At 67.4% G+C, this 26,529-nt stretch carries 26 protein-coding genes; 5 read left to right on the forward strand and 21 right to left on the reverse strand.

Annotated elements, in window-relative coordinates; genetic code table 11:
* From HNP48_RS20600 to HNP48_RS20610, 3 genes are read right to left on the reverse strand one after another with little or no spacing between them, the layout of a single operon-like run.
* Positions 1–462 (reverse strand): RidA family protein, encoded by a 462-nt coding sequence (locus HNP48_RS20600; RefSeq protein WP_184860513.1) that lies wholly within the window; start codon positions 460–462, stop codon positions 1–3.
* Positions 459–1,373: a DMT family transporter gene (locus tag HNP48_RS20605; RefSeq protein ID WP_184860515.1), complete on the reverse strand. Its 915-nt coding sequence runs from the start codon at positions 1,371–1,373 to the stop codon at positions 459–461. Before HNP48_RS20605 ends, HNP48_RS20600 begins: the two co-directional genes overlap by 4 nt.
* Entirely contained in the window at positions 1,370–1,984 is a 615-nt protein-coding gene (locus HNP48_RS20610; protein ID WP_184860517.1) for a LysE family translocator, read from the reverse strand. Before HNP48_RS20610 ends, HNP48_RS20605 begins: the two co-directional genes overlap by 4 nt.
* Before the next feature lie 138 nt (positions 1,985–2,122).
* Between HNP48_RS20610 and HNP48_RS20615 the strand changes: the two genes are divergently transcribed.
* Both HNP48_RS20615 and cls read left to right on the forward strand, forming a co-directional pair.
* Positions 2,123–3,589 (forward strand): PLP-dependent aminotransferase family protein, encoded by a 1,467-nt coding sequence (locus tag HNP48_RS20615; protein WP_184860519.1) that lies wholly within the window; start codon positions 2,123–2,125, stop codon positions 3,587–3,589.
* An 87-nt stretch (positions 3,590–3,676) separates the two neighbouring features.
* The gene (gene cls, locus HNP48_RS20620) at positions 3,677–5,149 is read left to right on the forward strand and encodes a cardiolipin synthase (protein ID WP_409362575.1); all 1,473 of its coding nucleotides are present in this window, start codon (positions 3,677–3,679) and stop codon (positions 5,147–5,149) included.
* 197 nt (positions 5,150–5,346) lie between these two features.
* Here cls and HNP48_RS20625 read toward each other — a convergent pair whose 3' ends face one another.
* The 13 genes from HNP48_RS20625 to HNP48_RS20685 all read right to left on the reverse strand — a co-directional run bounded on the left by HNP48_RS20625 (position 5,347) and on the right by HNP48_RS20685 (position 18,100).
* A complete protein-coding gene (locus HNP48_RS20625) occupies positions 5,347–6,579 on the reverse strand; it encodes an HDOD domain-containing protein (RefSeq protein WP_184860521.1) in 1,233 nt (410 codons plus the stop codon).
* A 67-nt stretch (positions 6,580–6,646) separates the two neighbouring features.
* Positions 6,647–7,906 (reverse strand): flagellar hook-associated protein FlgL, encoded by a 1,260-nt coding sequence (gene flgL, locus HNP48_RS20630; RefSeq protein ID WP_184860523.1) that lies wholly within the window; start codon positions 7,904–7,906, stop codon positions 6,647–6,649.
* A gap of 34 nt (positions 7,907–7,940) precedes the next feature.
* The gene (gene flgK, locus HNP48_RS20635) at positions 7,941–9,869 is read right to left on the reverse strand and encodes a flagellar hook-associated protein FlgK (protein ID WP_184860526.1); all 1,929 of its coding nucleotides are present in this window, start codon (positions 9,867–9,869) and stop codon (positions 7,941–7,943) included.
* 16 nt (positions 9,870–9,885) lie between these two features.
* Complete coding sequence (gene flgJ, locus HNP48_RS20640; protein ID WP_184860528.1) at positions 9,886–10,812, reverse strand: flagellar assembly peptidoglycan hydrolase FlgJ; 927 nt, start codon at positions 10,810–10,812, stop codon at positions 9,886–9,888.
* Positions 10,813–10,814: 2 nt separating this feature from the next.
* Positions 10,815–11,906, reverse strand: a complete 1,092-nt coding sequence (locus tag HNP48_RS20645; protein ID WP_184860647.1) for a flagellar basal body P-ring protein FlgI — start codon at positions 11,904–11,906, stop codon at positions 10,815–10,817.
* Between the two features lie 207 nt (positions 11,907–12,113).
* Positions 12,114–12,746 carry a hypothetical protein gene (locus HNP48_RS20650; RefSeq protein ID WP_184860530.1) on the reverse strand — a complete coding sequence of 211 codons (633 nt, stop codon included), beginning with the start codon at positions 12,744–12,746 and terminating at the stop codon, positions 12,114–12,116.
* Between the two features lie 73 nt (positions 12,747–12,819).
* Positions 12,820–13,536, reverse strand: coding sequence for a flagellar basal body L-ring protein FlgH (locus HNP48_RS20655; RefSeq protein ID WP_184860532.1), 717 nt, complete (start codon positions 13,534–13,536; stop codon positions 12,820–12,822).
* A 41-nt stretch (positions 13,537–13,577) separates the two neighbouring features.
* Positions 13,578–14,360 carry a flagellar basal-body rod protein FlgG gene (gene flgG, locus HNP48_RS20660; RefSeq protein WP_184860534.1) on the reverse strand — a complete coding sequence of 261 codons (783 nt, stop codon included), beginning with the start codon at positions 14,358–14,360 and terminating at the stop codon, positions 13,578–13,580.
* 27 nt (positions 14,361–14,387) lie between these two features.
* The gene (gene flgF / locus HNP48_RS20665) at positions 14,388–15,128 is read right to left on the reverse strand and encodes a flagellar basal-body rod protein FlgF (RefSeq protein WP_184860536.1); all 741 of its coding nucleotides are present in this window, start codon (positions 15,126–15,128) and stop codon (positions 14,388–14,390) included.
* A 31-nt stretch (positions 15,129–15,159) separates the two neighbouring features.
* A complete protein-coding gene (flgE, locus tag HNP48_RS20670; RefSeq protein WP_184860538.1) occupies positions 15,160–16,440 on the reverse strand; it encodes a flagellar hook protein FlgE in 1,281 nt (426 codons plus the stop codon).
* A gap of 59 nt (positions 16,441–16,499) precedes the next feature.
* Positions 16,500–17,153 carry a flagellar hook assembly protein FlgD gene (locus HNP48_RS20675; protein WP_184860540.1) on the reverse strand — a complete coding sequence of 218 codons (654 nt, stop codon included), beginning with the start codon at positions 17,151–17,153 and terminating at the stop codon, positions 16,500–16,502.
* 17 nt (positions 17,154–17,170) lie between these two features.
* Positions 17,171–17,575, reverse strand: coding sequence for a flagellar basal body rod protein FlgC (gene flgC / locus HNP48_RS20680; RefSeq protein WP_184860542.1), 405 nt, complete (start codon positions 17,573–17,575; stop codon positions 17,171–17,173).
* Positions 17,576–17,608: 33 nt separating this feature from the next.
* The gene (locus tag HNP48_RS20685; protein WP_184860544.1) at positions 17,609–18,100 is read right to left on the reverse strand and encodes a flagellar basal body protein; all 492 of its coding nucleotides are present in this window, start codon (positions 18,098–18,100) and stop codon (positions 17,609–17,611) included.
* 214 nt (positions 18,101–18,314) lie between these two features.
* Here HNP48_RS20685 and flgA point away from each other — a divergent pair, with 214 nt between their 5' ends.
* The 3 genes from flgA (at position 18,315) to HNP48_RS20700 (ending at position 19,915) form a co-directional block, all read left to right on the forward strand.
* A complete protein-coding gene (flgA, locus tag HNP48_RS20690; RefSeq protein WP_184860545.1) occupies positions 18,315–19,055 on the forward strand; it encodes a flagellar basal body P-ring formation chaperone FlgA in 741 nt (246 codons plus the stop codon).
* 92 nt (positions 19,056–19,147) lie between these two features.
* On the forward strand, positions 19,148–19,477 hold the full coding sequence (gene flgM / locus HNP48_RS20695; RefSeq protein WP_184860547.1) for a flagellar biosynthesis anti-sigma factor FlgM: 330 nt from the start codon (positions 19,148–19,150) through the stop codon (positions 19,475–19,477).
* 57 nt (positions 19,478–19,534) lie between these two features.
* Complete coding sequence (locus HNP48_RS20700) at positions 19,535–19,915, forward strand: hypothetical protein (RefSeq protein WP_184860649.1); 381 nt, start codon at positions 19,535–19,537, stop codon at positions 19,913–19,915.
* Between the two features lie 307 nt (positions 19,916–20,222).
* Here HNP48_RS20700 and HNP48_RS20705 read toward each other — a convergent pair whose 3' ends face one another.
* Genes HNP48_RS20705 through HNP48_RS20725 form a run of 5 tightly spaced genes read right to left on the reverse strand, consistent with a single transcriptional unit; the run spans position 20,223 to position 26,495 of the window.
* Positions 20,223–20,939, reverse strand: coding sequence for an RNA polymerase sigma factor FliA (locus HNP48_RS20705; RefSeq protein WP_184860549.1), 717 nt, complete (start codon positions 20,937–20,939; stop codon positions 20,223–20,225).
* Positions 20,940–20,943: 4 nt separating this feature from the next.
* On the reverse strand, positions 20,944–21,738 hold the full coding sequence (locus tag HNP48_RS20710) for a hypothetical protein (RefSeq protein WP_184860551.1): 795 nt from the start codon (positions 21,736–21,738) through the stop codon (positions 20,944–20,946).
* A complete protein-coding gene (gene flhF / locus HNP48_RS20715) occupies positions 21,731–23,263 on the reverse strand; it encodes a flagellar biosynthesis protein FlhF (protein ID WP_184860553.1) in 1,533 nt (510 codons plus the stop codon). Before flhF ends, HNP48_RS20710 begins: the two co-directional genes overlap by 8 nt.
* Positions 23,260–25,335: a flagellar biosynthesis protein FlhA gene (gene flhA, locus HNP48_RS20720; RefSeq protein ID WP_184860555.1), complete on the reverse strand. Its 2,076-nt coding sequence runs from the start codon at positions 25,333–25,335 to the stop codon at positions 23,260–23,262. Before flhA ends, flhF begins: the two co-directional genes overlap by 4 nt.
* Positions 25,332–26,495 carry a flagellar biosynthesis protein FlhB gene (locus tag HNP48_RS20725; RefSeq protein WP_184860557.1) on the reverse strand — a complete coding sequence of 388 codons (1,164 nt, stop codon included), beginning with the start codon at positions 26,493–26,495 and terminating at the stop codon, positions 25,332–25,334. The genes flhA and HNP48_RS20725 overlap by 4 nt, the downstream gene beginning before the upstream one ends.
* Positions 26,496–26,529 lie beyond the last annotated feature (34 nt).

The raw sequence follows: 26,529 nt of genomic DNA on the forward strand, positions 1-26,529 counted from the left end.
TCAGTCTTTCACGCGCACGATGGCCTCGATCTCCACCGCAAAGCCGCGCGGCAGCGAGCCCACGCCCACGGCGGAGCGCGCATGGCGGCCGGCCTCGCCGAACACCTCGACCAGCAGGTCCGAGCAGCCGTTGACCACCTCGGTGTGCTGCATGAAATCGGGCGTGGCGTTCACCATGCCCAGCACCTTGACCACCCGCTGCACGCGGGACAGGTCTCCGAGGGCCTGCTGCATGGTGGCGATCAGGTGCAGGCCCACCTCGCGGGCATGCCCGCGCGCCTGGGCGGCGCTGATCTCGCGCCCCACCTTGGGCACGCTGTCCATGTCCTCGCGCAGGGGCGATCCCTTGCCCGACAGGTACAGGGTGTGGCCATCGAGCACCCAGGCGTCGAAGTTGCCGCGGGGTGTCGTGACGGTGGGCAGGGCCAGGCCCAAGGCGGCCAGGCGTTGTTCGGGGCTCATGCAGGGCTTCCTTGGTGGATCGGCATCTTCTTGCCCACGAACACCGTGGCGATCACGGCGAGCGCAAAGGCCGCGGTGGCCAGGTCCAGGCGCTCGCCCACCAGCGGCACGGCGAACAGCAGGCTCAAAAAGGGCTGGATCAGCTGGATCTGGCTGACCCGCACGGCACCCAGCGCCAGGGCGCGGTACCAGGCGAAAAAGCCGATCCACATCGAGAACAGGGCCACATAGGCGAAGCCGAGCCAGGCCATGGGGCCGATGGCCGCGGGCGTGGCCGGCGCGAACCACCAGGTCACGGGCAGCGTGAGGGGCAGGCTGCAGGCCAGCACCCAGCAGATCACCTGCTCGGCACCCAGGCTGGGCGTGAGCCGCGCACCGCCGATGTAGCCCAGGGCGCCGGTGGTCATGGCCACGATGAGGTAGAGGTTGGCCGCACCCAGGTAGAAGCCGCCCGCGCGCCAGGCCATGAAGGCCAGCACCAGGCCGCTGCCCAGCACGGCGCAGGCCCAGAAGCCGGCCGAGGGGCGTTGCCGGTACCACAGGGCGCCGAGCACGGCGGTGGACAGGGGCAGCAGGGCGGTGACCACGGCACCATGGGTGCTCGGCACATAGCGCAGGGCCAGCGCCAGGAACAGGGGGAAGCCGACAATCACGCCGAAGGCCGTGACACCGAGCACCGGCCACTGCGAGCGCACGGGAATCCGCAGGCGCCCTTGGGCGTGCTGCCAGCCCAGGTAGGCCAGTGACAGCAGCCCGGCCACGGCCGCCCGGCCGAAGGTGACGAACCAGGGAGACAGCTGCGGCGCATCGGTGGAGCCGACCGCCAGGCGCGTCATCGGCAAGGTGGCGGCAAACAGCGTGACGCCCACCAGGCCCCAGACCAGGGCTTCGCGTTCCTGGCCGCGGTTCATAGCGTGAGCATCCAGGCGGCCGTGGCCACCAGCACCAAGGCCAGCGCACGGTTGAACCACAGCAGGCGCGTGCCCTGGGCCAGCCACTGGCGCAGCAGCGAACCCACCAGGGCATAGACGAAATTGCTGGTGAACGCGAACACCATCATCACCACGCAAATGATGGCCAGGCGCTCGCCGGGATTGCTCGAAGGCTGGCCCGCGGCGTTCACCACCCAGCCCGCGCTGAGCGTGAGTGCCAGCATCCAGGCCTTGATGTTCACGAACTGCAGGCCCACGCCCTGCCAGAAGGTCACCGACAGGCGCGTGCTGTCCACCTGGGCCATCTGGCCCGCGCGGCTGAGCTTCCAGGCCAGCCACAGCATGTAGGCCACGCCCAGCAGGGTCACGGCCATGCGCAGGGCCGGCACGCCCGTGATCAGCGCGCCCAGGCCCAGGCCGCTGACCAGCATCAGCAACGTCCAGCCCGTGGGCACGGCCACGCAGAAATTCAGCGCCCGGCGCAGCCCGAGGTTGGCCGCCAGGGCGGTGGACAGGGTCGTGTTGGGGCCCGGCGAAAAGCTCATCGCGGTGCAGAAGACCAGCAGGGCAGTGAGTTCGGCGGCGGTCATGGGGCGGGCTCGGGATTCGTGGGCTTGTCAGCGTCTGGCCTTCACTGTAATCTTGAGCGCCAGTACACGACCAGTACAGTACAGCAGGTCAGTTGGTCATCTGTATTGGCCGCCTTGGCAGTACACCGGATTTCGCCCATGTTGATGAAGACCCCCACCCAGTCGCTCACCGAGCAGCTCTCGGTCCGTTTTGGCGAACGCATCCGCAACCGCCTGCTGGCGCCCGGGGCGCGCCTGCCCTCGGTGCGCCAGTGCGCGCTGCAGCATGGTGTCAGCCCCTCCACCGTCGTGGCGGCGTATGACCAGCTGCTGGCGCAGGGGCTGGTCGAGGCGCGCAAGAACCGCGGCTTTTTCGTGCGCGAAGTGGCCCCCGTGGGGGCCGAGGCCGTGAAGGCCGGAGAGGCCGCGGCGATGGAGGTGGCGGCCGGCAACTGGACCACGGCCCACTGGTTCGCCGCGCGCGGGGCGGCGCGCGGCTCGCCGCCGGTGAATGCCACGGCGCTGATCCGGGGCATGTTCCACAAGATCAGCGACAAGCCCCAGCCCGGCATGGGCGTGCTGCCGCCGCAGTGGCTGGAGTCGACCTTCATGCCCGCCGCTGTGCGCAAGGTCACGAGCACCCGCGCGCTGCAGGAATACTCGCTGCAGTACGGCGAGCCGCTGGGCGATGGCGCACTGCGCCGCCTGCTGGTCAAGAAGCTGGCCAGCCTGAACGTGCACACGGGGCCCGAGAACATCCTGACCACCGTCGGGGCCACGCATGCCCTGGACATCGTGAGCCGCACCCTGCTGCGCCCGGGCGATCCGGTGATGGTGGAGGAGCCTGGCTGGGCCGTGGAGTTCGCGCGCCTGTCGGCCCTGGGCATGCACATCCTGCCCGTGCCGCGGCGCGCCGACGGTCCCGACCTGGAGGTGATGGCGCGCTACTGCGAGGTGCACAAGCCCAAGCTCTACGTGAGCGTGAGCGTGTTCCACAACCCCACGGGCTACTGCCTGTCGCCGGGCAGTGCGCACCGCATCCTGCAACTGGCCAACCAGCACAACTTCCACATCGTCGAGGACGATACCTACAGCCACATCGCGCCGGAACACGCCACGCGGCTCACGGCACTCGACGGCCTGCAGCGCACCATCTACGTGAGCGGCTTTGCCAAGATCCTCGCGCCCAACTGGCGCATCGGCTTCCTGGCCGCACCGCAGGGCCTGGTCGAGCAACTGCTCGACACCAAGCTGCTGGCCACACTGACCACGCCCGCCCTGCTCGAAAAAGCGCTGGCGCTGTGCATCGAGCAGGGCCAGCTGCGCCGGCATGCCGAGCGCATCCGCACCCGGCTCGATGCGGCGCGGGCGCGCAGCGTCAAGCTCGCGCTCAGCGCGGGTTGTACCTTCGCGGCCGACCCGGTGGGCCTGTTCGGCTGGGTGGACACGGGCGTGGACACCGATGCGCTGTCGCAGCGCATGCTCGACGAAGGCTACCTGCTGGCACCGGGTGCGCTGTTCCATGCCGAACGCAAGCCCAGCACGCTGATGCGCATCAATTTCGCGACCACGCAGGATGCCACCTTCTGGCGCACCTTCGAGCGCATCGTCAAACAAAGCCGCTGAGCTTCCGATGGCATCGCGCCTGCCTACAATCGCCCCCTGATCCCACAACCGCAAGGAACCATGGACGTACAAGGGCGCTGGGCCGCAATGACCGAGGGCCTGCAGTCCCTGGTGCAGTTCTTTCCCGGTGGGCACGAGGGCCTGCTGGCGGCGGTCTCCGTCACCTGGAGCCTGTACATCGCTGTGCTGGCGGTGTGGATCGTGCTGCAAAAGCGCCCCCCGGTGTCCACGCTCAGCTGGATCCTGTCGATGGCGCTGCTGCCCTTCGTGGGCTATGTCATCTACTATTTCTTCGGCCCCCAGCGCCTGCGCAAACAGCGCTTGAAGCGCATGCGCAGCCAGTCGGCGCTGTATGCCCATGCCGATTTCGCCAGCCTGCGGGAGACGGCGGCCGCAGCGCCCGAGGCCTTGCGCCAGCTGGTGCTGCTGGGAGAGGCCAGTTGCGACCTGCGCGTCTCCACCGCGGCGCGGGTGGACCTGCTGGTCGACGGGGCTGAGACCTTCGATGCGATCTTCGACGCCATCCGTGCGGCGCGCCACCATGTGCACCTGGAGTACTACATCTACGAGCCCGATGGCATCGGCACGGCCCTGCGCGACCTGCTGGTGGCCAAGGCGCGCGAGGGCGTGATCGTGCGGCTGCTGGTCGATGCCCTGGGCTCCAAGCGGCTGGGCCGGCGGTTTCTCGCGCCGCTGCTCGATGCGGGCGGGCAGGTGGCGTTCTTCCATGCCTCGCGCATCGGCCGGCGCGTGCGCCCCGTGATCAACTTCCGCACCCACCGCAAGATCGTGGTCTGCGACGGTGTTATCGGGTTCACCGGCGGCATCAACATCACCGACGAAGAGGACCCGCGCGCGCGGCGCGATGCCTACCACGATGTGCACCTGCGCATCGAGGGCGGGGCCGTGCGCCTGCTGCAGATGACCTTCATGGAGGACTGGGTCTACACCACGGGCGAAGGCCCGGCGGCCGTGGCGCGCGAAAGCCGCCACCTGCTGCCCGCCACCGAACCGGGCGACCACCCGGTGCAGATCCTCACCTCGGGGCCGGACAATGCCAACGAGGCCATCCACCGCATGTACGTGGCCGCCATCCACATGGCCACCGAGCGGGTGTGGCTCACCACGCCCTACTTCGTGCCGGGGGAGCCTGCGCTCATGGCGCTGACCAGCGCCGCACTGCGCGGGGTGGACGTGCGCCTGATCGTGCCCCGGCGCAGCGACTCCTTCGTGGTCAGCGCAGCCGCGCGCTCCTACTTCGACGAGCTGATCGCGGCCGGCGTCAAGGTCTGGGAGTACACGGCCGGCATGCTGCATTCCAAGACCATGCTGGTGGACGGCGACTGTGCCTTCATCGGCACGGCCAATTTCGACAACCGCAGCTTCCGGCTCAACTTCGAGGTCTGCGCCGTGGTCTACGGCCCGGCGTTGGCCCTGCCGCTGGCGCGCCAGTTCGAGGCGGACATGCGGCGTGCCCGGGCCGTGCCCACGCGCCGCCGCCAGGCCTTCCTGCCGCGCCTGGGCGATGCCACGGCGCGCCTGTTCTCTCCGTTGTTGTGAGGCCTTGTGGCCATGTGGCAGTGGCGACGGCATGCGCTGGAGCGCTTCGCTTTCACCCGCTGACCTGCGAAACTGGCACGCACAAGGCCAGTGACCGCCGCGCAAGGGCCGCCCCGCCGCGCTGGCGGTGTCCCCCTTCCCGAATGGCGCAGCCATTCGAGAGAAGGGGGAAGGCGCAAAGCGCCTCAGGGGGATGGTTATCGTTCCACCTCGAGGTCGGAGAGCACGCGCAGCAGGCCGCGGTTGACCTCTTCCAGGTCCATCTCGTGGGTTTCGCACAGGTGGCGGATGGCGCTTGCGTCCCCGGTCTCCAGAGCGCAGGCCATCTGCAGGCTGGGGGCGTAGGGTCCGGTCTGCAGCACGGTGGCGTCGTAGATGCGCTCGGACAGCGGGATGCGCCTGAGGATGTTGGCCAGGGGCTCCTGCATCAGCTCGTCGATCTGCGAGAGCAGGCCGCACAGGTAGATCTCGCGGCGCAGCTCGTTCTCGATGCCGGCATCGAGCAATTGGGTCATGAGCGTGGCGCGCAGCACCATGGATTCGCGCACGGGCTGCATGTTGGGATCGGTGTTGGAGTGGGGCAACTGGTCCGACAGCCAGCGGTTGATGGAGCCATAGCCCATCATCACCAGCCCGCGGCGCAGAGAGTCGATGCCGGTGCGCAGGCCCAGCGAAGCGGAGTTGGTGTAGACCATGAAGCGGTAGGCCAGGAGCGGGTCCTCGCCCATGATGTCCTCGAAGGTCTCGAGCGACTGCTCCGCGTCGATGGCCTTCTGCAGCTTGGCGATCACGGCGTGCGAGGGCTGCTGCGGCGTGTGGCGCATGCTGTAGAGCACGTCTTCCGTGGGCCAGCCGGCCAGGGCCAGGGCGTTGTGCTTGTCCAGGCAGTGCTCCATCAGGGCACGGCTGGGGATGTTCTCGTACATCTGCCCGGCCAGGATGGGGCTCACGGCGCGGGGCGGGGCCTTGGAGGCCGGGCTGCCCGGCCGGGGATTGGCCTGCAGTGCCGCGACGGCGTCCGCTGGCGTCAGGCTCAGCAGGCTGTTGTCAAAGCACTGGGCCACGGCGGGCTCGGGCAGCTGGCCGATGTCGCCACGCCAGACCAGCTTCAAGCCGCGCTGGTGTGCCGCCTTCACCAGGGTGTAGATGCCCGAGTCCTGCAGCCAGTCGCCGCGCACCTCGATCCACGGGGCGCCCCGGGGCGCATGCTCGAGCATGTCGGCCAGCACCTGGTGGGTCTGGGGCGAGAGCAGCAGGGGTGGCGAACTTGCGGACCACAGCTCCTGCAGCGTGCGCAGCAGGTGGCCGGTCTCGACCACGGCGGCGGGGGATTCGTTCTGGACGTAGAGCTGGATGGCAGCCAGCTTGCGGGCACGGTTCCACAGGGGGCGGTACCCCAGGATCAGGCTGCCGAGGACGGATTGGACCATGGGCTCTCAGGCGTTGTCTCGTTGGGGGCCGGCCCCCGCCCGGGAGTGCGGCTCGGGGCAGGCCCGCTTAACTGATGAAATTGAACAGCGACAGCTTCTGCACCTGGGCATAGGACTTGAGTGCTGCCTCGTAGCCCACCTGCTGGTTCTGGAAGTCTGAAATGCCCTTGATCATATCCAGATCCTCGGCGCGCGAGCGGTCGCCCTCGAGCTGGATCGAGCGCTTGTCCTGGTCGCCCGTGATGCGGTCGGCGCGGTTGAGCAGCTCGCCTGCATAGCTGCGCATATTGCTCAGGCGTTCGAGGCCGATGTCCACGTTGGTGAGGGCCTGGCCTACGGCCTGGGTGGCGGCATTGCTGTTGGCGGCGCCGCGGATGTCGCGGATCGCGCTGTCCAGGGTGCTGAACACGCTGGCCGTGGGCTGCAGGGTGATGGCATCGCCGTTGGCGGGGTTGCCCTTGATGTCGAAGGTCAGCCCCGGAACGCCGGTCACCGAGATGGTCACGGGTTTGTCGGTCGGGTAGTCGGGCACCACCACGGGGGCCGATACCGCACCGGTCGTGGTGTTGGTGATGGTGTAGGTCGCAGTGGTGGTGCCCGGGGTGGCTCCCGGGCCTACGGCACTGAAGGTGATGGAGTAGTTGTTGCCGGTCACCAGGCTCAGGTCCACCGGCTTGACGCCCGTGGTGGTCAGCTGCTGGTTGTTGTTGACCGTGGCCGGGTTCACCTGCACGTTGTAGGCCCCGTCGCGCTGGGGCTGGAACATGAAGGCGAACTCGCCGTCCAGGGTATTGGGGATCGATGTCCCGGTGCTGCCCGTCTGCCCGGGCTGCCCGTTGAACAGGTAGTCCGGCGACACGGATTGCGGGCCCAGGAAGGGCGCGAGTGCGCTGCCCAGCGCGCCCAGCAGCGGGATGCCGTTGGTGTCTTTGCGGTTGGCCACTTCCAGCAACTGTTCGCGCAGGCCTTGCAGTTGGTTGGCGATGGTGGCGCGGTCGTTGGGTGTGAGGGCCGGGCTGCCGGCGCTGACCATCAGTTCGCGGGCGCTCTGCACCAGCCCGATGGCATCGCCGAGCGAGGACTCGGCCTGGGCAATGGCATTGCGCTGGGTTTCCAGTGCACGCTGCTCGGTCTGGATGCGGGTCAGGCGCGTGAGCGCGCGCTCGGCCTGCGCGGCCGAGACCGGGTCGTCGCTGGCGCGCACGACACGCTTGCCCGAGGTCAGGTTTTCCTGCAGGTTGGACAGGTTGGTCTGGCGCGCGCCGAGGTTGCGCAGCGCGTTGTCGTACATGTTGGCCGTGCCAAGGCGGTAGATGGTGTTGCTCATGTCGAACTCCTGGACCTGCTTTCAAGCGCCATCATCACCGTGTCAACCCTTGGATCAGGGTATCGAAGACGCTTTGCGCAATCTGCAGCATTTTGGCGGATGCCTGGTAAGCCTGCTGGTACTGGATCAGCTTGGCGGCTTCTTCATCGAGGTTGACGCCCGAAACCGCCGTGCGGTCGCGCTCCAGGTTGGCCGCGATGGTGGTGGACAACTCGGCCGCGAAGGTGGCGCTCTGGGTGCGCGTGCCCACCTGGGCCATCAGGCCCGCGTAGCCATCGGCCAGGGTGGATTCGTCGAACATCTTCACGTCGCGCAGGTTCATCAGCGAGGTGGCGTTGCCCGCATTGCGCGTGTAGTTGTCGCCGTACTGCGGGTCCAGCGCATTGCCCACCCGCACGGTGTCGCCGGTCTTGGGCGTGCCCTGCAGCTTGATCTCCCAGCCGTCGATGGTGATGGTGGACCCCGAGGTGTAGGGGATGCCCGCAGTGCCCGAAGGGGGGGTGGTCGAGCCGTTCACGGCATAGGTCGTGGGCGGGCCTGCCGTGAAGGTCAGGGTCACGCCGCCCGGGATTGGCGGGGCAACCAGCGTGTCGGTGGCCTTGAGCCCGGCCAGCTGCAGTGTGCCGCCATTGGTTGTGCCCATGGCCGCGTTGATGGGGTTGGCGGCCGCCAGGTCGCGCGGCGAGTACACCAGCGCGTTGATGTTGGCCCCCGCGCTGCTGAACGGCTGGAACAGCATGCGCTCGCCGGGCGCGCCCGGCGTGGTGAGGTTGAAGGTCAGCCCGTCGATGTCCAGGGTGGCCAGGTTGGCCGCATCGGTGAAGGCCGTGGCCTTGCCGTCCGACAGGCGCACCACCTGGCCGGCTGTGCCCGTGGTGAAGCGGATCTCGTAGTCGGAGGCCGCAAACTTGGTGGGGTCGCTGAAGGTCACCGTGCCCACACCCGCGCCGTTGGTCAGGCCCGGCATGCTGGTGGGAAGGCTGAACAGGTCCTTGCCCATCTGACCGTCGAGCGTGAGGCCGAGATTGTGCTGCTCGTTCATGGTCATGCCGATGGCCATGGCCATGCGCCCGAGCAGGTTGCGGCTTTCCGACAGATCGGTGTTGTTGAAGCGCAGCAGGCCCGAGACCGAGCCACCGCCGAGCATGTTCTCGTCCACCTCGATGGCCGGCGCGCCGGGCCGGTTGAAGAACAGCTTGAGCTGGCCGCTGCCGGGGAACTGGCTGGCATCGTCCACCGACACCTGCGAGGCCGTCGTGCCCAGCACCAAGGGCTGGCTGCCGCCCACGAAAAGACCCACGGTACCGTCGTCGGCCGGAATCTGGGTGGTCTGCACGTACTGGTTGACCTCCCGGATCAGTTGGTCGCGGTGGTCGAGCAGGTCGTTGGGGGTCTGTCCATTGCCCTTGGCGCGTGCGATCTGCTCGTTCACCGCAGCGATCTGGCCGGCCAGGCTGTTGATGGCGGTGATGCTGCTTTGCAGCTGTTCGTTCACCGTGTACTCGATCTCGTCGACACGTTCTGCGGCCGCGCGCATGCGCGAAGCGGTTTCGTCGATCCGCGTGAGCACCAGGGTGCGGGCCGTGATGTCGGTGGGAGCGCTCACCACGTCCGAGAAGGCGTTCATCATGTCGTTGATGGCCGCCCCCAGACCTGTGGCGCCACCGCTGAACACGTCCTGCAACTGCCGCAGGCGTTCGGCGCGCACGATGTCACCGCTCTGTACCGAGCCGGCGGCGGCCGACTGGCGCGTGAGCAGCTCGCTCTGGTTGCGCAGGATGGTCTGCACATCCACACCCTGGCCGATGTAGCCGCCGCCCGTGAACTGGCCCTGCACGGTCTGCAGCACCACGGTCTGGCGCGAATAGCCGGGCGTGTTGACGTTGGCGATGTTGTTGCCCGCGGTCTGCAGGGCCACCTGGTTGGCGAGCAGGGCGCGGGCGCCGACGTTGAGCAGGCTCATGGTCTACCTCGTGTTCTCACGCCTGTGCACGCTGCTGCTGCGCGCGTTGCACACTGTTGATGGCGCCGCTGAGCTTGCGGGCGTACTCGGGGTCGGTGGCATAGCCCGCCTTCTGCAGTGCGGAGGCATAGTCCATGGCCGAGCCGGACTGCGCCACGGACTCCGCTTTCTCGTAGCGCGGGCTTTCCTTGATGAGGCGTGCGTAGTCGCGGAACGAATCCTCGTACGAGTCGTAGGCGCGGAACTTGGCCACCACCTTGCGCGGCGTGCCGTTGATGTACTCGGTGGTCGTGATTTCGGCGACCTTGCCGGTCCAGCCCTTGCCGGCCTTGATGCCAAACAGGTTGAAGGAATTGCTGCCGTCGGCGTTCTTGATCTCGCTCTTGCCCCAGCCGGTCTCGTGGCCGGCCTGGCCGAGCATGAAGCTGGCGGGGATGCCGCTTTCCTGCGACACCTTCTCGGCCGTGCCGCTCAGGTGCTGGACAAAACCATCGCGGCCCTTCGGGGCCTGGCCCACGGGCTCGCTGCCGGTGGAGCCGGGTGCGACCCGGGCCGCCGCAGTGCGCTGGACCTGCGACAGGCTCACGGTGGAAGGCACGGAGAAGGTCGGATCGGGTCCGCCCATCTGGCGCGAGAGCTGGCGTGCGATGGCTTCGGACAGGCCGCCGGGCTGGCCGGCCATCTGCACCGACAGTTGCTGATCGAGCAGATCGGTGCTCAGGTTGCCCCCGGCGCTGTCCAGCAGGCCCGACTTCATGGTGGCCTCGCGCATGCTCTTGATGAGCTCGCGCATGAACAGGGACTCGAACTGCTTGGCCGCCTCTTTCGTGGCCTGGGGGTTGTTGGCGCCGGCTTCGTACTTGAGCGCATTGAGCGAGCGAACGTCGGCCGCCAGCGCATTGGACGCGCTGGTGGTGGAGGACGAAGGCAGCGTGAGGGCCATGGTCAGATCACTTCGAGCTCGGCGTTCAGGGCGCCTGCGGCCTTGATGGCCTGCAGGATGGCCAAGAGGTCACCCGGTGTGGCGCCCAGCGTGTTCAGCGCGCGCACCACGTCGGCCAGTTGCGGCGAAGGCGGCATCTGGATGATGTTGCCCGGCTCCTGGTTGATCTTGATGTCGCTTTGCTGCGTGACCACGGTCTGCCCCTGCGACAGCGGGTTGGGCTGGCTGATGACGGGGCGCGAACTGATGGTGATGGACAGGTTGCCGTGCGCGATGGCACAGGGGCCCAGTGTCACGGCCTGGTTGAGCACGATGGAGCCGGTGCGGGCATTGATCACCACCTTGGCGGCCGGGGCGGCCATTTCCAGCGGCAACTCTTCCAGGTCGGCAATGAAGCCCACGCGGGCGCCGGGATCGCTGGGTGCGCGCACCTGCACGGTGCGGCCATCGAGCGCCGTGGCCAGGCCATTGCCCAGGCGGCTGTTGATGGCCTGGGCCACGCGGCGTGCGGTCTGGAAGTCGGAGGCGTTGAGCCCCAGGCTGATGCTGTCGCCCTCGTTGAGGGGCGTGGGAACGGAGCGCTCGACCTGGGCACCCAGCGGGATGCGGCCCGCAGCCAGGTGGTTGATCTGCACCTTGCTGCCGCCGGACGAGGCGCCGGCACCGCCGACCACCAGGTTGCCCTGGGCCAGGGCGTAGATTTCGCCATCGGCACCGCGCAGGGGCGTGACCATGAGCATGCCGCCCTTGAGCGACTTGGAGTTGCCCATGGACGAGACGTTGACGTCGATCTGCTGGCCGGGTTGTGCAAAGGCGGGCAACTGGGCGGTGACGATCACGGCGGCGACGTTCTTGAGCTGCAGCTGCGAGGCCACGCCTGGCGGCAGGCTGATGCCCATCTGCTGCAGGTAGTTGGACATGGCCTGCGTGGTGTAGGGCATCTGGGTGGTCTGGTCGCCCGTGCCGTCCAGGCCCACCACCAGGCCATAGCCGGTCAGCTGGTTGCTGCGCACGCCCTGCACCGCCGCGATTTCCTTGATGCGCAGCGCATGCGCCGGCCAGGTGGCGCAGACCATGGCCACGGCAATGGCCATGAGCCACAGGGTGCGCAAGGGGGCGGCCGAAAAGGGCGAGGGCAGGGCTTTCATGGCCCTTATTGTGGGCGGATGCTGCCCGCAAGGAATGTCCAAAAAGAGGCGCATTCACCCGTCTTTTGGCGGTGGGGCCTGTTACAAACAAGGGCCTGCCGCACGGCTGCGGCGGGCGCCGGCGTCCCGCCGCCCGCCAGGCGCGTAGCGATCTCAGTCGCAGCTGTTGGTGATGATGCCCTTCCAGGGCTTGCGCAGCATGAAGGGCACCGTGTCCCAGGCGGACCAGGTGCGGGGATCGTCGAAATTCACCGTGGCGGCCGGCGCAATGATGGCGGTGAGCAGCCAGACGCCTGAATCCAGTCCATGGACCGTCAGATTGCCCCCCAGGATCACCTCGGTCTGGGCGCCGCCCAGGTTGTCGCCGACGGCCGTGTAGGTGTCGGCAGCCTGGATGTTGCCGGAGGCGGGGTAGACCTTGAAGATCGCGCCGGTGGTCATCAGCGGGTTGCGCACCAGGGGGAAGAACAAGCCGCCATCGCGGTTGAAGATCACGTACACGTTCTGCAGCGTGCTCGGGGTGGTCCCCACCCCGGGCTTGCCGGCGTCGTACTTGATGGTGAAGGCCAGCTGGTCGAGCGCGCTGGCATCGCAGGGCGAGAACTTGATGCCTGCGGGCAGTGTCTTGTTCTTGGACACCGCCTCGGAGGCCGAACCCTTGGGGGCGGTCACCGTGAGGGCCACGGAGTAGGCGTAGGTGGTTCCTTGTGCCGAGGCTGCTGGCGAGAATGCAGCGGCGGCAAGGGTGATCAGGCCGCAGGCCAGGGAGCGGCGAAGAAAGGGCATCGGAATCCTCGGATCTGACAGTACAAAAGGACAAATCGGGGCGCCGCAGCGCCCCTTGATGTCACATTTTGTATCAGAACGGCGTCACGGTGTTGAAGAAGCGGCCCAGCCAGCCCGTGACCTGGGCCTCATTCTGGGCGCCGCGGCCACGCGATTCCACGCGCACATTGGCCACCTGGGTGGATGCCACGATGGAGCCGGGCTGCAGCGCGCGCGGGTCCACGGTGCCGGAGAAGCGCAGCACGTCCACGTTCTGGTTCACCCCGATCTGCTTCTCGCCGGTCACGACCAGGTGGCCGTTGGGCAGCACATCGACGACGGTGGCGGTGATCGAACCCTGGAAGGTGTTGGCGCTTTCGGTGCCACCCTTGCCCTCGAAGGCATTTTCCGAATTGGCGCCCACGCCCAGCTTGTTGGTGAACTTCTGGCTTGTGAAGGGCAGCGCCGTCACCCCGCTGGTCATCTTGGAGGTGCGGTCCACGGTGGAGGAGGACTTCTGGCTGGCGGTCACGTTCTCCACGATCTGGATCGTGACGTTGTCACCGACCATGCGCGCGCGCCGGTCCTCGAAGGCCGGGCGGTAGCTGGCCGAGTGGAACAGGCCGCCGGTGACCGGGGGCGGTGTGCGCGGCGTGGTGGCGGCCAGGGGCGGCGGGGTGGTGGGCAGGATGTCCACGGGCGGCGGCGGGGACATGCTGGCGCAGCCGGTGCCGAGCACGGCGGCGGCCAGGGTCGGCCACGCCAGAGGGCGGCTGCGGGCAGCCTGGAAGAGTGCGTGGAGGAGTGTCATGGCGAGAGTCCTGGCTGAATGGCTTGTGGCCGCTGGGCGTGTTACATCTGGCTGAGCTTGGCCAGCATCTGGTCCGAGGTCTGGATGGCCTTGGAATTCATTTCGTAGGCGCGCTGGGTCTGGATCATGGTCACCAGCTCCTGCACCACGTTCACGTTGGAGGTCTCGAGGTAGCCTTGCATGATGGTGCCCAGGCCGTTGGTACCGGGCGTGCCCTGCTGGGGCTGGCCCGAGGCCGCCGTCTCGATGAACAGGTTCTGGCCGCGCGGCTCCAGGCCGCCCGGGTTCACGAAGGTGGCCATGGCGATGTTGCCCAGCGGCTGCGGCGCGGTGTTGCCGGGCACGGTGGCCGTGACGGCACCCTCCGCGCTGATGGAGACACTGGTCGCGTTGGCGGGAACGGTGATGCCGTTGGCGATGGGCAGGCCGCTGGAAGTCACCAGGCGGCCCTGCGAGTCGAGCTGGAACGAGCCGTCGCGCGTGTAGCCGATGGTGCCATCGGGCTGCGTGACCTCGAAGAAGCCATTGCCCTTGATGGCCACGTCCAGGTTGTTGTTGGACTGCTGCATGCTGCCCTGCATGAAGTTGCGGGCCGTGGCGACGGTGCGCACGCCCAGGCCCAGGTGCAGGCCGGTGGGCAGCTGGCTTTGCTCGGTGGTCTGGGCACCCACCTGGCGCAGGTTCTGGTAGATCAGGTCTTCGAACACCGCGTTGGCGCGCTTGTAGCCGGTGGTCGAGACGTTGGCCAGGTTGTGGGAGATGACGTCCAGCTGGGTCTGCTGGGCTTCCATGCCGGTCTTGGCGATCCAGAGGGAATTGATCATGGCGTTTTCCTAGGGGCTGGTGGCGGTTCAGCCGTTGATGCTCAGCAACTGGCTGGCAGCCTTGTCATTGGTCTCGGCGGTCTGCAGCATCTTGATCTGCTGCTCGAACTGGCGCGAGGCGGCGATCATGCCGACCATGGTTTCCACGGCGTTCACGTTGGAGCCTTCGATCGCACCCGACAGCAGGCGCGCATTGGGGTCATTGGGGATCTGTTCGCCCGAGGCGGCGCGGAACAGCCCGTCGTCGCCGCGCTTGAGCGGGTCTTCGGCGGTGGGCGTGGCCAGTTTCAGGCGCCCGATGGCCGCCGGGGGCTGGCCAGCCGTCTTGGCGGTGAGGGTGCCGTCCGATCCGATGGACACCTCGGCGTTCGGAGGCACGTCGATGGGGCCCCCCCCATCCGAGAGCACGGGCAGCCCGGTGTTGGTCAGCAGCGCCCCGGTGGGCGAGACCTCGAAGCCACCGTTGCGGGTGTAGGCCTCCACGCCATCGAGGCCCTGCACCGCGAACCAGGCATTGCCGACAGCCATGGCGTCAAGAGCGCGGCCCGTGCGTTGCACGGGGCCCGGCTTGTCGACGTAGCCCGAGGTGGCTTCCAGCGCGAACACGCGCGTGGTGGAGCCATCGCCTTGCAGCGGCACGGAGCGGAAGGTGGACATCTCCGCGCGAAAGCCGTTGGTGGACGCATTGGCCAGGTTGTTGGCCAGCACCGACTGCCGGTGGGCAGCGGCGCTGGCACCAGTCATGGAGGTGTAGATGATGCGGTCCATGGCGGCTTCCGGTCAGGGGATCAGGGGCGCGTCAGCGCAGGTTCACCAGGGTGGACATCACCTGGTCTTGTGTCTTGATGGTCTGCGCATTGGCCTGGTAGGTGCGCTGTGCGGTCATCATGTTCACGAGCTCGGCCGTGAGGTCGACGTTGGAGTCTTCCAGCGCACCCGAACGCAGCGCGCCGAAGTTGCCATCGGTGGCCGTGCCCATCACCGGCTGGCCCGATTCGAAGGTGGCCACCCAGTTGTTGCCACCCACCGAGGCCAGGCCCTGGGTGTTGCGGAAGCTCGACAGCGCGATCTGGCCTTCGGCGCGCGTGACGCCGTTGGAGTAGCGCGTCATGATCATGCCGTTGTTCTCGACGTTGATGCCCGTGAGGTCGCCCGCGGTGTAGCCGTCCTGCGAGAGATCGGACACCGAGAACTTGCGACCGAACTGCGTCACGTTGTCCAGGTTCACCTCGACGTCGTAGGCGGGCAGGTTGTTGGGGTTGGGCGGCGTGGGGTTGACGTTCAGCGTCAGCGCAAAGCCGGTGGCCGGCGGCGTGGCCGCCGGGCCGGTGATCACGCCGTTGTTGTCGAAGGTGATCTGGCCGATGGCCGTGGCCACCACGGGCGGCACGGCCGTGGGGTCGTCGAGGGCGTCGTACACGTCCCAGGTGTTGTCCGTGGCGGTCTTCTGGAAGTACAGGTTGACCGGTTTGGCCACGCCCTGGCTGTCGAACACGTTGATCGAGGTGCCGTAGGTGGCACGCGGCGTGGCGGGCACGGGCGGGGTGGCGGCCGGATCGCCGGCGGCGTCCGTGGCGCGCGCATCCAGGTTGAAGGCGGCGTTGATCCGGGTGGTCTGCTTGGCGGGGATGGGCTCCGAAGTGGGGAACACCATGGGGATGGGGTCGGTGCCCGTGCGCAGGCCGGTGGTCGGGTCGATCGGGTAGCCCATGACCTTGGCGTTGTCATTGGTCACCATGTTGCCTTCCTTGTCCAGCTTGAAGTTGCCGGCGCGGGTGTAGGCAGCAGAGCCATCGGGCAATTGCAGCGTGAAGAAGCCGTTGCCATTGATCGCCACGTCCAGGCTGTTGCCGGTGATGGTCAGGTTGCCCTGAGTGAACTGCTGGGCCACGGCGGCCGTCTCCACGCCGATGCCGGCGTTGGTGCCACCGGCCGAGCCGATGGCATTGGCCACCATCTCCGCGAATTCGGCGCGCGATGCCTTGAAGCCCACGGTGTTGGAGTTGGCGATGTTGTGGCCGATGACGTCCAGGTTCTTGCTGGCGGCATTCAGGCCGGAGAGGCCTTGCTGGAAACCCATGGTGTTCTCCTTGAGGGGGCGTGGTGTTCAGGTGTCGGGGGCGAAAGCTGGGGGCAGGCTCAGACCAGTGACTTGATCTGGCTGTAGCTGATGTTCTTGCCGTTGGCCAGCGTGAGCACGAGCTGGCCGTCGGTGGCACCGGCGGCGGTGACCTTGGACAAGGTGAGCGCGGTGGATTCGAGCGTGGTCGCGCCGTTGACCGCCTTGACGCGGAACTGCAGGCCTTCGGTGCTGCCCTTGTAGGCACTGGCGTCCCATTCGAAGTTGTGCCGGCCGGCGTCCTTGGGGCCCAGGTCCAGCGTGTCCACGACCTGGCCGCCGGGGGTCACGACCTCCACGGTCACCTTGGTGGCCGCATAGGGAATCTCGAAGCCGGCCTTGCCCACGCCGCTGGCCACCGTCATGCCCGAGCCCTCGGTCAGCACATTGCGCCCCACCAGGGTCGTGCCCTGCATGACCTGCAGCGAATTGAACTGCGCCGCCATGCTCTGCATCGTGGTGTTGAGCTGCTGGATGCCGGTGACCGTGTTGATCTGTGCGATCTGCGAGGTCATCTGGGCGTTGTCCAGCGGGTTCATCGGGTCCTGGTTGTTGAGCTGGGCGACCAGCAGCTTGAGGAACCGGTCCTGGGAGGCGGCAGGGTCGTTGGCTGCCGTTGCCTTGGCATTGGCGGTGTCGGCGGTCGTGGTGGCGTTGGTGGCGTTGAGGATCATGGCGAGGGTCTCCCGGGTTACTGGCCCATCTGCAGGGTCTTGAGCAGAAGTGACTTGGCCGTGTTCATCACCTCGACGTTGTTCTGGTAGGAGCGCGACGCGGAAATCATGTTCACCATCTCTTCCACGGCATTGACGTTGGAGTGGGTCACATAGCCCTGCTCGTCGGCCGAGGGGTGGCTGGGGTCGTGGATCTTGCGGCCGGGCACGTTGCTCTCGGTGATGGCACTCACGCGCACGCCGTCCGAGCCCTCCTGCCCCATGTTGGCGGTGCGAAAGACCACCTGGCGGGCCTTGTAGGCATTGCCATCGGGGCCGGCCACCGCGTCGACGTTGGCCAGGTTGCTGGCCACGACGTTCAGGCGCTGGGACTGCGCGCTGATGGCGCTGCCCGAGACATTGAAGATGGAGAACATGGACATGGTGGAGAGCCTCTTCTATCGCGGTGGGGCGGGTTACTGGCCCTGGATGGCGCTGAGCATGGTCTTGGCGTTGCCGTTGATGAAGCGCAGCGTGGCTTCGTAGCGCACGGCGTTGTCCACGAAGGCGGCGCGCTCGCGGTCCAGGTCCACCGAGTTGTTGTCCAGCGCGGGTTGGGTCTGCAGCGAGTAGGCCAGCTTGCCCTTGCTGCCCAGTTCTGCCGACGAGCCTTCGTCGGCGGTGGATGCGGTGATGTGCCGTGGGTCCGTGCCTATCGTGACCGTGGGCCGCTGGGTGGTGTAGCCGGAGTTGCCCAGTGTGGTGGTGGACAGGCGGTGGGGCGATTCGGTGTACGAGGAGCGCTCGCCCATGGCGTTGCTCAGCGCGTCGGAAAATTTGAAGTCGCGTGCGACGTAGCCGGGGGTGTCGGCGTTGGCGATGTTGCTGGCGATGGCGCGCTGGCGCTCGGCACGCAGGATCAGTGCGTTGCCGTGGAAGTCCAGCCGGTTGGTCATCTTGTCAAGCATGTCTGCCTCACGTCCAGGTTGCGAAATGCCAGCAAACACGGTTTTCTGGCGTGGCTCGATTATGAAAACCGCCCGGATTTTCTAAAGCGCGAAGAGCCCGCGTTTGGGGCCGCAGTTCGGGACTTCGGCGCCGGCGCCAGGGCCTACAGTGGTGGTCGTGAAATGGCCCTTGCACCGAGCTGCAGGGCCGCATTGACCTACCAGGAGGCGCCCCATGGCACCCGCATTCCCCATCTTGTCCACGGCCGGCCGCACCGTGCTCGCCACACTCGCATGCGCATGGCTGGCCAACGCGGCTCAGGCCCAGTCCGTGGCCGACCCGGCGGCGGACCTGCCCGCCCTGACCCAGCGCTGGCTGGACGATGCCATCACGCGCAACCAGCCTGCGGGCCTGCCGCTGCGCATGGAGGTGAGCATCGGTGCGCTCGACACGCGGCTGCGCCTGGCGCCGTGCGCCCGGGTCGAGCCCTACCTGCCGGCCGGCTCGCGCCTGTGGGGGCGCACCCGCCTGGGCCTGCGCTGTGTGGAGGGGCAGACCGCCTGGAACGTGTTCCTGCCCGTCACGGTCAAGGCCTTCGGGCCGGCATGGGTGCTGACGGGCAATGTGGCCTCCGGGGCCGTGCTGGCGGCCACCGATGCCGCGGAGGCGGAAGTGGACTGGGCGGCCGACGCCGCCGCGGTGGTGGCCAATCCCGACCAGTGGGTCGGCCAGATCGCCTCGCGCCCCCTGGTCGCGGGCCAGGCCTTGCGCCAGTCGATGGTGCGCCCGCCCAGCATCTTCAAGGCCGGGGCCCAGGTGCGGGTGGTGGCACAAGGCCCCGGATATGCGGTAACCTCGGCAGGCCAGGCGCTCACTGCGGGTGCCGTGGGCCAGACTGTGCGGGTTCGCATGGACAATGGGCGCACAATCTCTGGTATTGTGGGTGAAAATGGGACGGTTGACGTTACCCTTTGATGCATCACACCTGCATAAATAGCTAAAGTCCAGCGCCGAAGGGTCGAAAACATTGCTACGAGCTCCGTGTCATCGGAGCGCTGGAGAAGGCGATGAAGATAGGTCAACAACCGGAACTTCCGGGCGCACTGGCGCAGACGGGGCAGGCCAAGCAGGCCAAAACCCCCGCACCTGCCCCTGCGGCACCCCAAGGAGTGGCCCAGAGCACCACGGCGGCTCCGGCCCCCGGCGTGCCTGTGACGGTTTCCACAGCGGCGCGGGCCCTGGACCAGACCACCCGTGCAGCGAGCGATTTCGACACGAAGAAGGTGGCCGCCGTGCGCGCAGCCATCGAAAAGGGCACGTTCTCGGTCAGCGCCGGCGCGATCGCCGACAAGCTGCTGGCCAACGCCCAAGAGATTTTCTCCCGTTCGCGCGGCTAGCGCGCCATCGCCTCTCGCAGGCGCACCAGCCGCATCCACCAGGAAACACCCGTGAGCATGCCGCTGGAAGAAGCCCTGCAAGCCGTTGAGCAGCACATCGAGGCAGTGTCTGCCGCCCTGCTCAAGGCCGACGCCCCCACCTTGGAACAAGCCAGCACCGGGTTGCGCGACGCCGCAGCCCGTTTTTCGTATGCGCTGGACCTCTCCCGCCAGCAGGTGAGCTCCATCACCCCCGCCCTCCGGGCCCGCATGGATGCCATCGCCGCCACCCTGGTGGTGCACCGTGAAAGCCTGGCCCGCCTGGCCGCCATCACCGACCGCCAGACCGCCGTGCTCGTCCCCTCCCAGGACAGCTCCGCCAACGCCACCTACGGCAACGGCCTGGGCGGCAAGCAAAAAGCCGCCGGCATCGCCAAGATCTACCGCTCGGCCGGCTGATAGGCGGGTCACGGGCGCAGCAACGCTGCGCTGTATGGGCACAATTCTCTGTTTGTATTAGTACATAGCCACCGGCGCCCAAGCGCTGAGAACAGGCCGTGGATAGCGCGCTGCCCAAGCCAGTGCAGCCGTGCAAGGGCCGCCCCGCCGCACCGGCTGCGTCCCCCTTCCCGAACCGCGCAGCGGATCGAGAGAAGGGGCTGAGGGCCGCGGCTCCAAGCCTGCCTGCGCAGGCTTGGACGTGCCCGAAGAGCCGCCGCTTCTGGCGGCGGTGCCGAGGCGCGCAGCGCCTCAGGGGGTTGTACGCTTAATGACTTCGCATTTTTGCCCGCAAGCGGGCAATCGACTGGCTGTGCAGCTGGCACACCCGGGATTCGGTGACGCCCAGCACGGCTGCGATCTCCTTGAGATTCATGTCGTGCTCGTAGTACATGCCCATGATGTGCTGCTCGCGTTCGGGCAGCGATTCGATGGCGCTGACCAGCGCCGAGCGCAGGCGGTGGTCGCGCAGCATTTCGAGCGGGTTGGCCGCCTCGTCGCCCACATGGCGGTCGAGGAAACCATCGTCCTCCTCGTTGCCATGGGTCATGTCCTCCAGGTACACGAGCTGCGTGCCGCGCACCTTGCCCAGCAGGTTCTGGTATTCGGGCAGGGGCATGCCCATCTCGGTGGCGATCTCCGACTCGAGCGGGCTGCGGCCCAGGCGCTGCTCCAGCCGGTTGACGGCCTGCTCGATGTCCTTTTGGCTTTTGCGCGAGCTGCGCGACATCCAGTCGCCCTCGCGCAGTTCATCGAGCATGGCGCCGCGGATGCGCTGGGTGGCAAAGGTCTCGAACTGCACGCCCTGGGCGGCTTCGTAGCGCGAAAGGGCTTCCGCCAGGCCCATCATGCCGACCTGGATCAGATCATCCAGCTCCACATTGGGAGGCAGCTTGGCGATCATGTGGTGGGCGATCCGCCGTACCAGGGGTACGTGCTGGCGAATCATCGCATCACGATCGAGCTGGCCTTTGGCGGTGTACATCAGTTCAGTGGCTCCGGACAAGATGTGCGGGCGTGGATGGGAAGCTGCTGGACGTCGCAGCTGCCACCATCGACCCATTGATGGTGCCCGCGTTTTCCAGCAGTTGCAAGGCCAGGCGCTGCAGGTCCTGCGGGTTCTGCGTGGAGACGGCCGTAGTGTGCACCTGCCCGCCCAGATGGCGCTCGGCGCAGTCCTGCAATGTCTGCAAGGCAACAAGGGTCTTGCGGCGCTCCCGGACTCCCGAGCCGCGCACCAGGGCCGCCACTGTACAGGACAGCCCGGTGTACTGCGCCATCTGTTTCAGACTTTTGTACGTGGTGAGCACTCCGGCGGAGCCGCCCTCCATCACCATCAGCGGGGTGGTGCGGGTGTGGGTGAGCAACTGCCCCAGCAGGGGCGCGGGCGCATGCAGCACCAGGATGCTGTAGGCGCGGAAATAGGGCTGGATGTCCTGCAGCGGCGAGACATGGGGCGGGCGATCGGTCCGGGTGAGCTGCCACAGGCCCCGGGCGGCGGGAAGCACCGCCAGCGAAGAGGCATTGGCACCGCCTTCCAGGCCGTCGTGCCAGGGGGCCTGGCGCAGCAGGTGGTACAGGCCGGGCGATTCCTCGGACTCGTAGCCCGTGGCGTCGAGCACCACGACCGGATAGCCCAGGCGCTGCAGGCTGGCGCAGACCTGCCACAGGGTTTCCAGGCCGCTGCCGGGCTGCTCCTGGCTGGCCACGGCCAGCACGCGCAACTCGGTCTGCGGGGTGAAGCTGTGCAGGCTCGCAGCCTGGTGAAAGCCGGTATCAAGCATCGACCAACCCCCTGTCTGTCACCAGTTCTGGCGAGTGTGAGAAAAAGAAATTCAGATCGCTGGCCTTGGGGTCGAACGGCGACTTGACGGGTGCACGCATCGAGGTGCCGATGAGCTGGTGGGCGTCGGCGGCCTCCCAGTCCTCGGGCACGCGCTGGCCGTTGGTCACGCCGCGCAGCACCATCTGGTGGCGGATCAGCGCGTCGATCGAGGGGCCAAGCTTCACGGCCTCGTCGACCTTGGACAGGATGGCCTGCTGCGAGCCGTTGGTCTTGAACGAGGTCAGCACATCGTCCAGCGTGTCGCCGTGGCAGCCGGCGTTGAGCACCAGCAGGCGGTTGACGTGGGGCAGGTCGAGCACGTCGAGCATGTCGCGCTTGCGTGGATCGCGCGGCGCGACACCCGTGGTGTCGATCAGCACCATCTTCTTGCCGCTGAGCAGGCCCAGCAGGTCCTGCAGTGCGGCGCGGTCGTGCGCCAGGTGGGCCACGATGCCCAGCATGCGGCCATAGGTGCGCAGTTGCTCGTGGGCACCCACGCGGTAGGTGTCCAGCGTGATCAGGCCCACGCTGCCGGGGCCATGGATGCGCGCGCACAGGGCTGCGAGCTTGGCCGTGGTGGTGGTCTTGCCGACGCCGGTGGAGCCCACCATGGCAAAGATGCCGCCCTGTTCGTACAGAGGGAGGGCGCCGGCATCGGTCTTGAGGTTGCGTTCCAGCACGTCCATGAGCCAGCGCACGGCTTCGGCGGCCGACAGGTCCTCGGGCAGGCGCTCCAGCACGGCGCGGGCCAGGGCGGGCGAGTAGCCGGCCCGGATCATCTTGAGCATCAGATTGGACTGGATCGGGTTCTGGCGCGCCTGGCCCAGCCAGGCCAGCGTGTTGAAGCGGTCCTCTATGAGATCCTTCATCGATTGCAGCTCGTTCATCAGGTTCTGCTGGCCGTTGAGCTGCGCGTTGGACAGGGCCGGCGCTTCCTGGTGGTGGTGGCGCTGTGGCTTGCGCGGTGCCGGCTCGGGCAGGTCCATGGGAATGGAGCGCAGCGGGTTGTGGCGGGCCACCTGGGCGGCAGGGCGCTCGCGGGCGAGTTCCTCCGCGCGGTCGCGGCTGCGCTGCATCATGGGCACGGGGTCCGACGGGCCGGCAATCGCCTCATGGCGGCGGCGCAGCATGCGCTCGCGCACGTAGTCCTGGAAGGACAGGGTGCTCATGGCCAACTGCTCGGTGTCTTCCTCAACCGGATTGCGGTTCGTGGCGATCGGCTGGGCAGCGCGGGGCTGCGGCTGCTGCTGTTGTTGCTGCTGGCGCTGGCTGGCCTGCACCAGGGGCGAGGCGGCACTGGCGGCCGGTTGCTTGGCGACCGCGGCGCTGTCCAGGGCGGACAGGGTGTCCTCGGCCGTGGCCATCACTTCCACGCCATTGGCCGTGGGGCGGTTGGACAGGATCAGCGTGCCCTCGCCAAAGGCCATGCGTGCTTTGGCCAGTGCTTCACGGGACGTGGCAGCGTGGAAGCGTTTGATGTTCATGATGCACCTTTGAGGATGGGCCCGATGCGGATCGTGTGGGTCTCGGGAATTTCACTGTGGGCAAGGACCTGCAGGCGGGGCGCCACGCGGCGCACCAGGCGGGAGATCGCATTGCGGATCTGGTCGGGAACGAGCAGGCAGGCGGGCAGGCCCATCTCCTCCTGGCGCAGTGCCACTTCGGCGGCCTTCTGCGTCAGGATGTCGGCCACACCGGGGTCGAGCGCCGGGGCGGCGGTATTGCCCAGGGCCTGCACCAGCAGGCGCTCCAGACCGGGCTCGATGGCGATGACGTTGAGCTCGCGCGTCGGGCCGTAGATCTGCTGCACGATGGCCGGCGACAGGGCGATGCGCACGCGGCGGGCCAGTTCCACGGGGTCGGAGATGCCGCCGGCGTGCTCGGCCAGGGTCTCGATGATGGTGCGGATATCGCGGATGTGCACAGACTCTTCCAGCAGCAGCTGGAGGACTTTCTGGAACGTGGCGATGGAGACCATTTTCGGGACGACTTCTTCGATGAGCTTGGGGGCCAGCTTGGCGACGTGTTCCACCAGTTGTTGGGTTTCCGTGCGGCTCAGCAACTTGGCTGCCTGCACTTGCATCAAGTGTGACAAATGCGTCGCCATCACGGTTTCCGAATCAACGACCGTAAAGCCGGCCATTTGCGCCGCTTCCTTCTGCCGGTCATCGATCCAGTGGGCGGGCAGGCCGAAGGCCGGGTCGGTCGTGGGCGTGCCGATCAGCGGCGTGGTGATGCCGCCGGGGTTGATGGCCAGGAACATGCCGGGGAAGGCCTCGCCTTCGCCCACCACCACGCCGCGCAGCGTGATGCGGTAGCCGCTGGGCTTGAGTTCCAGGTTGTCGCGCACGTGCACGGCCGGCGGCAGGAAGCCCACTTCCTGGGCGAACTTGCGGCGCACGCCCTTGATGCGGGTCAAGAGGTCGCCCTGGCGGCTCTTGTCCACCAGCGTGATCAGGCGGTAGCCCAGCTCCAGGCCCAGCAGGTCCACGGGCTGCAGGTCGTCCCAGGTGGCCTCGCCATCGGTGGCCACGGGGGGCGGTGCGGGGGCTTCCACTGGCACTTGCTGGCGCTGGTGCAGGGTCCAGGCCCAGTAGCCGATGCCGCCGCCCACGACCAGGAACACCAGGTGGGGCATGCCGGGGATCAGGCCCAGCAGGATCAGCACGCCGGCCGTCACGGCCAGCACGCGGGGCGACATGAACAGCTGCTGCACGATCTGGCGGCCCATGTCCTGTTCCTTGCCCACGCGCGAGATCACCATGGCGGCGGCCACCGAGATCAAAAGGCCGGGGATCTGGGCCACCAGGGCGTCGCCGATGGCCAGCAGGATGTAGCTGTCGGCCGCCTGCTTGGCCGAGAGGTCGTGCTGCAGCACGCCGATGGCGAAGCCGCCAATGATGTTGATGAGCAGGATCAGGATGCCGGCGATGGCGTCGCCGCGCACAAACTTGGAGGCACCGTCCATGGAGCCGAAGAAGTTGGCTTCCTCGGCCACTTCGGCGCGGCGGCGCTTGGCCTCCTTCTCGTCGATCAGGCCGGCGTTGAGGTCGGCGTCCACCGCCATCTGCTTGCCGGGCATGGCATCCAGGGTGAAGCGGGCCGACACTTCGGCGATGCGCTCGGCACCCTTGGTCACCACCACGAAGTTGATCACCACCAGGATGGCGAACACGATCAGGCCCACGGCGAAGTTGCCGCCGATCAGGAAATGGCCGAAGGCCTCGATCACGGCGCCGGCGGCACCGGGGCCGGTGTGGCCTTCCAGCAACACCACGCGGGTGGAGGCCACGTTCAGCGACAGGCGCATCAGCGTGGTCAGCAGCAGTACCGAGGGAAAGGCGGCGAAGTCCAGCGGCCGCACCATGTAGGCCGACACCATCATCACCATCAGTGCCACGGCGATGTTCAGGGTGAAGAAGGTGTCCAGCATCCAGGGCGGGATGGGCAGCACCATCAGCGCCAGGATGGCCACCACCAGCAGGGGCGCCGACATGCCCTGCAAGGCGGAGCTGTTGCTGCCCGCCCATTGCCGAAGGGTGTTCAATTGGTTCATGGCGCGCTGCCTTGCACGGTGGAGGGAGTGGTCTTGTTCAGCGGATCGAGCTCAGGTGGCACGAAAGGCTCGACCAGTTCGCCCGGCATCTGCCCCTCGCCGCGCAGGGCGGCCTTGAGGCGGTACACATAGGCCAGCACCTGGGCCACGGCGGCGTACAGCGTGGCTGGGATGGCCTGGTCGAGTTCGGCATGGGCGTACAGGGCACGGGCCAGCATGGGCGACTGCAGCACGGGCACGTCGTGGGCCTTGGCCAGATCGCGGATGCGCATGGCAATCAGGTCGGTGCCGCGCGAGATCACCTGCGGGGCGGCCATGGTCTTGTCGTCGTACTTCAGGGCTACTGCGTAGTGGGTGGGGTTCATCACCACGAAGTCGGCCTTGGGGACCGCGGCCACGCTGGCACCGTCGGCCAGCTCGCGCTGTTTCTGGCGGATACGGCCCTTGGTGTGCGGGTCGCCTTCGGACTCCTTGTGCTCCTGCTTGACTTCCTCGTGCGACATTTTCAGGCGCGAGCGGAAGAAGTAGGCCTGCAGGGGCACGTCGATCAGGGCCGCCATGAACACCACCAGCAGCATCAGGCTGACACCCGAGACCAGCCATTCGCACATCTGGCGGATGGCCATGGGCGAAGGCTGCAGCACCAGCATGGCCACGCGCTCGATGCTGCCCGCCATGTAGTGCCAGGCCACGGCGGAGATGATGGCCGTCATGAGCACCATCTTGGCCACGTTGGCCATCTGCTGCTTGGAAAACAGGTTGGCGACGCCCGAAAGGGGATTCAGGCGGTTGAACTGGGGGCTGATGGGCTTGCTGCTGAAGATCCAGCCACCGGCGCCGATGGCGCTGAGCAGTGCTGCGCCGCTGGTGAGCAGGGCGAACACGGTGCTGGCCACCAGGCCCACGATGACCATGGTGCGCAGCCGGTCCAGCATGGTGGCGGGGGCCATCACCGTGTTGACGTTGAACACCAATTGGTGGCTCAGCGCCTGCTGCAGCTGTTCCATGAGGGTCGGGGCCAGGACCAGCATGGCGCCGCCACCTGCACCCAGAATCGCCAGGTGCGACAGGTCGCGCGAGCGCGCACCCTGCCCGTCTTCGCGCGCTTTCTGCAGCTTGCGTTCGGACGCCGGAAGGCTTTTTTCTTGGCTGGATTCCATGATGGCATGACAACTCGTGTCCTGCCATTGTCGT

The sequence above is a fragment of the Acidovorax soli genome (assembly GCF_014207955.1).
GTDB lineage: Bacteria > Pseudomonadota > Gammaproteobacteria > Burkholderiales > Burkholderiaceae_C > Acidovorax > Acidovorax soli_A.

Bases quoted from the DNA above. Each gene is read 5' to 3' on its own strand.
- HNP48_RS20650 (WP_184860530.1), bottom strand. From the start codon at position 12,746: ATGCCCTTTCTTCGCCGCTCCCTGGCCTGCGGCCTGATCACCCTTGCC.
- flgE (WP_184860538.1), bottom strand. From the start codon at position 16,440: ATGGGTTTCCAGCAAGGCCTCTCCGGCCTGAATGCCGCCAGCAAGAAC.
- flgL (WP_184860523.1), bottom strand. From the start codon at position 7,906: ATGAGCAACACCATCTACCGCCTTGGCACGGCCAACATGTACGACAAC.
- HNP48_RS20710 (WP_184860551.1), bottom strand. From the start codon at position 21,738: ATGCTTGATACCGGCTTTCACCAGGCTGCGAGCCTGCACAGCTTCACC.
- flgC (WP_184860542.1), bottom strand. From the start codon at position 17,575: ATGTCCATGTTCTCCATCTTCAATGTCTCGGGCAGCGCCATCAGCGCG.
- HNP48_RS20610 (WP_184860517.1), bottom strand. From the start codon at position 1,984: ATGACCGCCGCCGAACTCACTGCCCTGCTGGTCTTCTGCACCGCGATG.
- HNP48_RS20615 (WP_184860519.1), top strand. From the start codon at position 2,123: ATGTTGATGAAGACCCCCACCCAGTCGCTCACCGAGCAGCTCTCGGTC.
- flgK (WP_184860526.1), bottom strand. From the start codon at position 9,869: ATGAGCCTGCTCAACGTCGGCGCCCGCGCCCTGCTCGCCAACCAGGTG.
- HNP48_RS20700 (WP_184860649.1), top strand. From the start codon at position 19,535: ATGCCGCTGGAAGAAGCCCTGCAAGCCGTTGAGCAGCACATCGAGGCA.
- HNP48_RS20725 (WP_184860557.1), bottom strand. From the start codon at position 26,495: ATGGAATCCAGCCAAGAAAAAAGCCTTCCGGCGTCCGAACGCAAGCTG.
- flgF (WP_184860536.1), bottom strand. From the start codon at position 15,128: ATGGACCGCATCATCTACACCTCCATGACTGGTGCCAGCGCCGCTGCC.
- HNP48_RS20705 (WP_184860549.1), bottom strand. From the start codon at position 20,939: ATGTACACCGCCAAAGGCCAGCTCGATCGTGATGCGATGATTCGCCAG.
- HNP48_RS20625 (WP_184860521.1), bottom strand. From the start codon at position 6,579: ATGGTCCAATCCGTCCTCGGCAGCCTGATCCTGGGGTACCGCCCCCTG.
- HNP48_RS20600 (WP_184860513.1), bottom strand. From the start codon at position 462: ATGAGCCCCGAACAACGCCTGGCCGCCTTGGGCCTGGCCCTGCCCACC.
- cls (WP_409362575.1), top strand. From the start codon at position 3,677: ATGACCGAGGGCCTGCAGTCCCTGGTGCAGTTCTTTCCCGGTGGGCAC.
- flgG (WP_184860534.1), bottom strand. From the start codon at position 14,360: ATGATCAATTCCCTCTGGATCGCCAAGACCGGCATGGAAGCCCAGCAG.
- flhF (WP_184860553.1), bottom strand. From the start codon at position 23,263: ATGAACATCAAACGCTTCCACGCTGCCACGTCCCGTGAAGCACTGGCC.
- HNP48_RS20685 (WP_184860544.1), bottom strand. From the start codon at position 18,100: ATGCTTGACAAGATGACCAACCGGCTGGACTTCCACGGCAACGCACTG.
- flhA (WP_184860555.1), bottom strand. From the start codon at position 25,335: ATGAACCAATTGAACACCCTTCGGCAATGGGCGGGCAGCAACAGCTCC.
- flgJ (WP_184860528.1), bottom strand. From the start codon at position 10,812: ATGGCCCTCACGCTGCCTTCGTCCTCCACCACCAGCGCGTCCAATGCG.
- HNP48_RS20655 (WP_184860532.1), bottom strand. From the start codon at position 13,536: ATGACACTCCTCCACGCACTCTTCCAGGCTGCCCGCAGCCGCCCTCTG.
- HNP48_RS20645 (WP_184860647.1), bottom strand. From the start codon at position 11,906: ATGGCCATTGCCGTGGCCATGGTCTGCGCCACCTGGCCGGCGCATGCG.
- flgA (WP_184860545.1), top strand. From the start codon at position 18,315: ATGGCACCCGCATTCCCCATCTTGTCCACGGCCGGCCGCACCGTGCTC.
- flgM (WP_184860547.1), top strand. From the start codon at position 19,148: ATGAAGATAGGTCAACAACCGGAACTTCCGGGCGCACTGGCGCAGACG.
- HNP48_RS20605 (WP_184860515.1), bottom strand. From the start codon at position 1,373: ATGAACCGCGGCCAGGAACGCGAAGCCCTGGTCTGGGGCCTGGTGGGC.
- HNP48_RS20675 (WP_184860540.1), bottom strand. From the start codon at position 17,153: ATGATCCTCAACGCCACCAACGCCACCACGACCGCCGACACCGCCAAT.